We start from the raw sequence: 8027 nt of genomic DNA on the forward strand, positions 1-8027 counted from the left end.
ATCCCGAACAGGACCGTGAAACGACTTTGCGCCGATGATAGTGCGGATACCCGTGTGAAAGTAGGTCATCGCCAGGCTCTTATACCCAGAACCCCCAAGCCCTAAAAGCTTGGGGGTTTTGCTTTTGGGGGCAGATAAATAGTTGGCAGAAGCAGTCTGGAGCAAGGAGCAATAACGCCCCTCAAAGCTCGAATGCGCTTCTCTCCGCCAGTTGCCTCGCAACCCCTTGGGCTGAGGTTCCACGCTACAAGCAGCGTGACCTGCGGCCGACCAAGCATGGCTTTATTCTCAGGCTCTGCCGTCCGTACCGTGCGCAAACAAGGGCAAGGTCGAGGGCTTCCATCGGTATCTGCGCGGCAACTTCTACGTACCGTTGACCCGTTGGCTAAAGCAGTCGGACCTGGTGCTTGATGTTGATACGGCCAACGCCGAGGTTGGCAAGTGGTTGCGCGACGTGGCGAACCAACGTGTGCATCCGGTTATCCGGCCAATCATCGAAGCCTATCGAGACGGCGAGAAAAACTTGGCATTCGAGCGATATCAAAATGGTTACTGCTCATACACCAGGAAAGTCGGCAGGGCGGCATCTTGACTGCGAAATCACTCATGAAGGCAGGCGGTGTCATTGCCTCGGGGGCGCCGCGCCATCCGATGCCGACGATGCCTGACGACACGCGCTGTCAAGCGCAACCGAAATCTGACTGGCTCAGTTTTACATTGCACGCAACACGCGCATGGAGTTGATCGAGATCGCAGGGCGGCTTGATCCGCTAGCGTTGCGTTGGGCCTGAGGCGTTTGGGCGATGAAGCGGGCTAGAAAAGGCCCACCTCATCGTGTGGGGTAGCGCGGATCTCCGCGCGTGAATCGATTTACGACTACGATCAGAACTTGTGGCGGATGCCCATCGTGGCACCAAACTGGTTGGCGCCGTTCTGTACGAAGGCACTGTCCGTGGGGCTGTTGGTGTTAAAGCCGTTCACGCCAAGATTCGAGTTGTTCTTGTTCTTCACATACGACACGGAGAGGTACACGTCCGTGCGCTTCGAGAACGCGTAGTCGGCAGTGGCGACAAAGTCCCACGGATCGGCGCCGGAGTTACGGAAGTCCTGGTAGTACGCGGCGCCAATCACGGAAAATGCCGGGGTGAACTGATAGCCCAGCCCCGCCCAGTACAGGTTAGAGCCGCCGTTCGCGAACTGGCCACCCGGCAGCGTGGCGCCATTGAACGCCTTGCCCCAACGATAACCAGCGTACGCCTTGGCTGCGCCAAACGAGTACGATCCCGCTGCCGAGGCGCGGCGAATCAGCTGCGCGCTTGCATCCCCCACATTGTTTGCCTGGTCGTAAATCGCACCGATCGAAAGTGGGCCTGTGGCATAGGTGGCAGAGAAGCTGTACTCGCGACCATTGGTAAAGTTGCCCGGAATCTCTGTGCCGTTGTTCGTAAAGCTGTACAGGGCAGACACCGTCAGGCCGCCGAAGATGCCGATGTACTTGCCGCTGTTGTCAGCACGCGAGCCGAATTCCGGTGCGATGGAGGTGATGCCGTAGCGGGTGGAGATCGCCATCGGGTCGTAAAGCAGACCGAAATCGAAGTACGGGGTGGTGTGGCGGCCGAGCGAAAACGTACCGTACGGACCTTGCAGGCCGACATAGGCATTACGACCGAACAAGCGTCCACCTTGGCCTGACGTACCGGTGTCGAAGTTGACGCCGCTTTCCAACACAAACAGGGTCTTGAGGCCGCCGCCCAGATCTTCCACGCCGCGCAGACCCCAGCGCGATCCGGATTGGTTCCCTGACGTCACGCGCACTGCACTGCCGCCACTGGTGCCGGCTGCCGTGGGCGCAGACTTGTTCGTGTACTCGATACCGGCATCCGCTACGCCGTACAGCGTCACGCTGGATTGTGCGCTGGCGGCGCTTGCTGCCAGCAGACTCAATGCTGCCACTTGCCATTTCAGGGTCATCGTGAATCCTCCTCGTTGTTTTTGCATCGTTTGTGTTGTTTTCGGTTGGGACTAGGGAAGGCGGAAAGGCCGGAAGGCCAAAAAACGCGGATGGCATGCGCCCGAGGCCGCGAACGCAAAAGCGTTCGGGCCATAACGTAAACCGCCGGTACTTCGGAAGTAATGCAGCGAGCGGACTGTGACCGACCGCGAGGTCAGGAATGCGCGGCTGTCGAATGCATGCCGGCGTTTGTCGTCGCGGGTGCGACGCGTTCGCGTGCCATCACGAACACGACGGCAGCGGCCACCAGGTCGAACACGGCCAACACCACAAACAGGGGGCTGTAGCCGATATGCGTGACCGCAAGGCCGAACACCAGGGTGAACAGCGTAGCCCCCAGATAGCCAGTCATGCCGGCCAGGCCGGTGGCAGTTGCGACTTCGTTCTTGCCGAACACATCGGAGGTGATCGAGTACAGCGCGCCCGACAGGGTCTGGTGCGCAAACCCGCCGACGCACAGCAGCGCGATGGCCGCATAAGGGCTATCGACCAGCCCCACGCATGCGGGGCCGATCATCGACAAGCAACCGACCAGCATCACCAGCTTGCGCGACGTGAACAGCGACACCTTCAGATGCTTGTGGAACCAAGGGCTGAGGTAGCCGCCCAGCACGCAACCGATGTCGGCGGCCAGGAACGGCAGCCACGCGAACATCGCGATTTCCTTGATGTTCATATGGCGCTCGGTGGCCATGTACAGCGGAATCCAGGCGTTGAACGTCTGCCATGCGGGTTCCGACAGGAAGCGCGGGATCGCGATCGACCAGAAGTTGCGGCCGCGCACGATTTGCAGCCAGCTTGCCTTGGGTGCACTGCTGTCCTTGTGCAGCGATTCCTGTCCGGCCAGGATGTAGTCGCGCTCGTCGTCGGACAGACGCTTCTGCTGCTTCGGATGCTTGTAGAAAAGTGCCCACAGCGCCGTCCATGCTACGCCAAGCACGCCCACCACCACGAAGGACAACTGCCAACCGCCATGCAGGATCGTCCAGACCACGAGGGGCGGGGCGCAGAGAGCGCCAATCGACGAACCGATGTTGAACCAGCCGATGGCCACTGATCTTTCCTTGGCCGGGAACCACTCGGTGGTCGCCTTCACGCCCCCTGGAATGCCGGCCGCCTCGGTGAGCCCGAGCAGGCCGCGGAAGAATGCCATCCCCTGCCAACCGGTGGCCAGCGCTGCCGCCGCGCATGCCAGCGACCACGCCAGCGCAAAGATGCCAAAACCAATCTTGGTGCCGATGGCGTCAAGCACCAGGCCCGCCACCGGTTGCATCAGCGCATAGCAGACCTGCCATGCCACCACCACGTAGGAGTACTCCTGCGTGGTCATGTTCAGCTCGGTCATCATTGTCGGCGCGGCGACCGACAGCGTATTGCGCGCCAGATAGTTGACGATCAGGCCCATCGTGACCAGGCTGACCATCCACCAGCGCATGCCCTTGATACGTTTCATTGCTTGTCTCCTCAGTTGCTGTCTTGTCCGTTGCGGCGCGCGTCGCCGCGTCTTGTTCTTTGGCTTTGGCGGATGACGAGGCGTGTCAGCGCCCCGGACGGTCCTCCGGCGCCGTGTAGTCGATGCTGGCAAAGCTGCCGCCTTGATGCCGGCGTGCTACCGGGTCGAGTGGATCGGGGCGTGACAGGATGTCGTCGGCAAAATGCTCGGCGTTTTGCGTCGGCAGGTAGTGCAGGCGCGCTGCCGCATCGCGGTTATCCCAGTAGCTGCGCGTGTTGGCCGATACGCCCCACACCACGGCGAAGCCCACATCGGACGCTTGGATGCTCCGGTCGATGAGGTGCACGAAATCATCATGGCCCAGCCACGTGCTCAGGTGACGTGGCTCGGTCGGACGCGCCACGCAGCTCCCAATGCGAATGCAAACGGACTCGATGCCGTGCTTGTCCCAGTAAAGGCGCGCCATGCCTTCGCCCCACATCTTGCTCAGTCCGTAGAAGCCGTCGGGCCGGAATTCGCAGTCGGTGCGCAGTGTCTCGGTCACCGGGTACATGCCGATGGCATGATTGGAACTGGCAAAAATCACGCGGCGCACACGCTGGCGACGCGCGCCTTCGTAGATTTCGTAAAGCGAGCGCAGGTTGTTGTCGATGATTTCCGGCAACGGCCGCTCTACGCTGGTGCCTGCCATGTGAATGAGTACGTCCACATCTTCCAGCAGCCGATCCACGACGGCGGGGTCGCACAAATCGCCGTGCATCACGTCTTCACCCTCGGTCAGCGTGGCGAGCGGGGTGGTGTGCCCTGATGCGCGTAAGGAATAGCCGCGCGTGGGCAACTCTGCGCGGAGCAACTTACCCAACTGGCCGCCCGCGCCGCTCAATGCAATCCTGGTCACGATAAAACTCCGGAGATGTCCTGAATCGATCTGCCGGTATTTATGCGACGTCGTACAACGTAAAACGCATGATTAGTCCGACAACTTTGTGTTTGAGTCCGGCAACTTTGGTGTGAATCCGTGCTGAAGTCAACGCAGAAAGCGTGGATCTGGGGTATACCCGGCGGTGAAAGCGTCTTATTCGTTCCATTTTGTGACGTACGATGACCGCGCAGCTATGGCTTCGGCCAGGCAAACGCAGTATGGTAGTGTGACAACTTCGGACAAGTTGCCGGACCACCGGCACACCGCCACATCTTCAAAGGGAAGAACGCTTGGAAGACATCGTATTGACGCCCAGCGACAGCACAAGCCGTTCTGAGCAGGTCTGCAAGCTGATCATCGCTGCCATCCTCCGCGGCGAGTTCGCCGCGGACCAGAAATTGCCGACGGAAGTGGATCTGGCCAATCGGTATGCGGTATCGCGCACCACGGTGCGCGAGGCACTGTCACGATTGCGCTCGGAAGGCATTGTGGTCTCGCGCCGCGGCTCGGGTAGTTTCGTGCAGCGCATGCCCGTGCGCAGCCAGGTGAGCGCCAGTCCGCAGATCCAGAGCATTGCCGATATCCAGCACTACTATGCATTTCGACTCTGCGTGGAAGTCGGCGCGGCGGAGATTGCTGCCCAGATGCGCACCGATACCGACCTGGACATTATCCGGACGGCATATGCGGCGCTGGACCGCACGCAGGATAGCGGAGCAATGGGGGTCGAAGAAGACCTGCAGCTGCACTTGGCAATAGCGCGCGCGTCGCACAACTCATTCTTCGTGTCGACCATCGAGCATGCGCTCGGGCCCATCCGCCAGTGCATGGAACTCGCGCGTAACCTAGGTCAGGCTCGCGTAGCGGCGCGATTCGACGTGGTCCAAGCCGAGCACCGAGCCATTATCGATGCCATCGCCGAACGATCGTCGACACAGGCGTCGCAGGCGATGCGATGTCACATCGAAAACGCGCAGAGACGGATCTTCCTGGGAGACTGACTCGAACCGCTTGCGAGTCCCGATGGAGAGGTCTGGGGATGTCAGGAATCCCGGCGGCCAATTGTCCCTTTGGCAATTTGCCACTATCATGGAGGCAAATGCCGGAGCACGCTGCTATGCAGACCATTGCCTTTCGTCCTACTGGCGCGCAAGCGCCTTACGAGCGCTATCTCGAGCGATTGAGTAGCTTTTTGAGCACAAAAGTGCGGACGGGGGCGGATCTTGCCACCCTGGCCAACGATCGGCTCCCCGTTGACATCCTCGAGCGCCTGCTGGAGGCCGGACTGTCGTGGGAGGAGATCACCTTCATTATTCCCCGCCGGACCCTCAGTCATCGCCGTGAGAAAGGCCAATCCCTGACCGTGGAAGAATCGGACAAGGCTATTCGACTCGCCCGGATCCTGGCTCAGGCCGCCAATACCTTTGGCGACATGGAGCGTGGTCTGCGTTGGCTGCGGTCCAAACAGCAGCGAATCGGCGGCGCTGCGCCGCTGTCATTGGCCGGAACGGAGCAGGGCGCCCATCTCGTCGAGGAGCAATTGGTGCAGATTGACGAGGGGTACTTTGCCTGATGATCCTTTGGCGAATCAGTAACTACGCCGATCTCAAAGGTGTTGGCGGATTGCGGGCGGGTGGGCGCTGGCATTTCCCGGGGCAGCCGGTTGTTTACCTGGCCGAGCATCCGGCATTAGCGTTCCTGGAAGTGCTGGTTCACCACGAAGTGTCGCGGATCGAGGACCTTCCCACGAACTATCAACTCTTGAAAGTCGAGATTGATGACGCGGTCGCGGTGGCGAACATACCGGACCTACCACAGGACTGGAAAGAAGACGCGGGTTGGTCAAAAAACGCCGGGACCGAATGGCTCTCGGTCCGGTCCAGTCTGCTCTTGAAGGTGCCAAGTGTCCTGGTGCCCTACGCGTCGAACTATCTTTTCAATCCGGCTCACGCTGACGTGACGAAGGCGCGGATCGTTGAAGCGCAGCGCGTTGAGCATGATCCGCGCATTCTCTCGTTACTGTCGGAACCGCGGGCCTGAAGCCGGCCGACGCCACGCCTGCCACTTGCGGCGATCAGGTACACACGTGAGCCGGTATTCGCCCGGATCAGTGTTCCCAGACAACCGGCACCTTTGCGGAACATGCTGTGATCTTCCCCAGCCAATTCCGACTGGTGTTCAGCTGGACGCGACTGTCGTCCATCGGTGCGAGCTTCCGGTTCCAACGATCCGCGACACTCGTGGCCACATTTCCTGCCGCCGTCTTGCACTCGGCCGCTGCAGTGCTGCGCAGCATCGTGAATTGCTGATATCGGTGGTAGACCAGCAACGTGAACCCGTCCGGCGAGTACTCGGTCGCGTATTCCGTCGACATATCGTAGGTTGATAGTTGGCGACCGGAAAAGGGACCGGGGTAGGGACCGGTATAGGAGGGCGCTGTTGTGGTGCAGGCTGCCGATAGCAGGCAGGCGGCTACCGCCGGAATCGCCAGAAATCTCACAGCCCAATCGTTTTTCTTGCCCATAGTGCCGCGTGCCCCAGGTATGCGTGCTTGTTTTGCGGCAGGATGGTACCAAAAATGACGGCCCGAAATTCGGGCGCTGCTCTTGGACGCTTGCACGGGAAGCACCGTGCTTGCGCCCCAAACCCCTCTGATGCGTCCTCGACCAGAATCCGTGCGGCCATTCGAACCTGTCCATCGAACCGGGCCCAGCTCAGTTTTTCCCACACACACGCTGTTTATCGCAAAGAAAAACGGGCAGCACACGCTGCCCGTTCTCCCATCGCTCTCCCTCCTGTTACTGCGCGACTGCCACCTTGCCATCCAATTCAGCGTTGATCTGCTGCCCCTGCTGCAGCTTCTGTTGCTGACGCAGTTCCTCGGTCGTCGTGCCCTGGCCATTCGGTGCCCAGCCCGGGGGCATCAGCAGATAGCCGATGGCGCTCAGCAGGTTGCCCGATGCCATCATGTCCTTGCCCAGGCTGATCCAGTGCTCGAACTGGTTGACCAGCGGGTTGTGCGTGGTGGTTGGATGCACCAGGCCGAAGCGGCACGGTTGGTCGTCGCGCTCTGCCACGTAGGTGCCGAACAGGCGGTCGAAGATGATCAGCACGCCGCCGTAGTTGGCATCGAGGTAGTCGACATTCGAGGCATGGTGCACGCGGTGGGCCGACGGGGTATTGAACACATATTCGAGCCAGCCCAGCTTGGGAATCCAGGTGGTGTGCAGCCAGAACTGGTACAGCAGGTTCAGGCTCAGCGTGGCCAGTACCACTTCGGGGCGCACGCCCAGGAACACCAGCGGCGCGAAGAAGATGGCGGTGCCGGTGATCTTGCCGGTCCAGCCCAGGCGATACGCGGTGCCCAGCGTCAGTTCATTCGGCGAGTGGTGCACGGCGTGCGTGGCCCAGAAGAAGCGGATGCGGTGCGAGGCGCGGTGATACCAGTAGTAGCAGAATTCCTGGCCGACGAAGAGCAGCAGCACGGCCAGCGCGCTGTTGATTTCCACCGTGAAGATGCGGTGCTGCCAGGCCAGTGCGAAGATCGGTGCGGCCAGCGACAGCGGCAGGAAGGCCATCAGCTTGCGGCCGATCATGTCGACCAGCGACAGCCCCATTTCATGCCACGGGTAGGCCTTGCC

The 8027-nt window shown here is 60.7% G+C and carries 8 protein-coding genes and 1 pseudogene; 4 read left to right on the forward strand and 5 right to left on the reverse strand.

The window, feature by feature from the left end:
• Positions 1-272: 272 nt before the first annotated feature.
• A pseudogene (locus CYJ10_RS33545) lies at positions 273-481 on the forward strand (IS21 family transposase); the annotation flags it as partial.
• Between the two features lie 401 nt (positions 482-882).
• Here CYJ10_RS33545 and CYJ10_RS33555 read toward each other — a convergent pair.
• From CYJ10_RS33555 to CYJ10_RS33565, 3 genes are all read right to left on the reverse strand, one after another.
• Positions 883-1971, reverse strand: coding sequence for a porin (locus tag CYJ10_RS33555; protein ID WP_101685746.1), 1089 nt, complete (start codon positions 1969-1971; stop codon positions 883-885).
• Positions 1972-2165: 194 nt separating this feature from the next.
• Entirely contained in the window at positions 2166-3464 is a 1299-nt protein-coding gene (locus CYJ10_RS33560) for an MFS transporter (protein ID WP_101685747.1), read from the reverse strand.
• Between the two features lie 85 nt (positions 3465-3549).
• On the reverse strand, positions 3550-4362 hold the full coding sequence (locus CYJ10_RS33565) for an NAD-dependent epimerase/dehydratase family protein (protein ID WP_101685748.1): 813 nt from the start codon (positions 4360-4362) through the stop codon (positions 3550-3552).
• 314 nt (positions 4363-4676) lie between these two features.
• On the opposite strand from CYJ10_RS33565, the gene CYJ10_RS33570 reads away from it, so the two are divergent.
• The 3 genes from CYJ10_RS33570 to CYJ10_RS33580 all read left to right on the forward strand — a co-directional run bounded on the left by CYJ10_RS33570 (position 4677) and on the right by CYJ10_RS33580 (position 6426).
• Positions 4677-5387 carry a FadR/GntR family transcriptional regulator gene (locus CYJ10_RS33570; RefSeq protein WP_257993656.1) on the forward strand — a complete coding sequence of 237 codons (711 nt, stop codon included), beginning with the start codon at positions 4677-4679 and terminating at the stop codon, positions 5385-5387.
• 116 nt (positions 5388-5503) lie between these two features.
• Positions 5504-5959 (forward strand): antitoxin Xre/MbcA/ParS toxin-binding domain-containing protein, encoded by a 456-nt coding sequence (locus CYJ10_RS33575; RefSeq protein ID WP_101685752.1) that lies wholly within the window; start codon positions 5504-5506, stop codon positions 5957-5959.
• The gene (locus CYJ10_RS33580) at positions 5959-6426 is read left to right on the forward strand and encodes an RES family NAD+ phosphorylase (RefSeq protein WP_374703333.1); all 468 of its coding nucleotides are present in this window, start codon (positions 5959-5961) and stop codon (positions 6424-6426) included. The genes CYJ10_RS33575 and CYJ10_RS33580 overlap by 1 nt, the downstream gene beginning before the upstream one ends.
• A gap of 67 nt (positions 6427-6493) precedes the next feature.
• On the opposite strand, the gene CYJ10_RS33585 is transcribed toward CYJ10_RS33580, so the two are convergent.
• On the reverse strand, positions 6494-7006 hold the full coding sequence (locus tag CYJ10_RS33585) for a hypothetical protein (protein ID WP_257993657.1): 513 nt from the start codon (positions 7004-7006) through the stop codon (positions 6494-6496).
• Positions 7007-7184: 178 nt separating this feature from the next.
• On the reverse strand, positions 7185-8027 hold an 843-nt coding region (locus CYJ10_RS33590), incomplete at its 5' end, for a sterol desaturase family protein (protein WP_101685754.1).

The organism is Cupriavidus pauculus (assembly GCF_002858765.1).
GTDB classification, from domain to species: Bacteria; Pseudomonadota; Gammaproteobacteria; order Burkholderiales; family Burkholderiaceae; genus Cupriavidus; species Cupriavidus pauculus_B.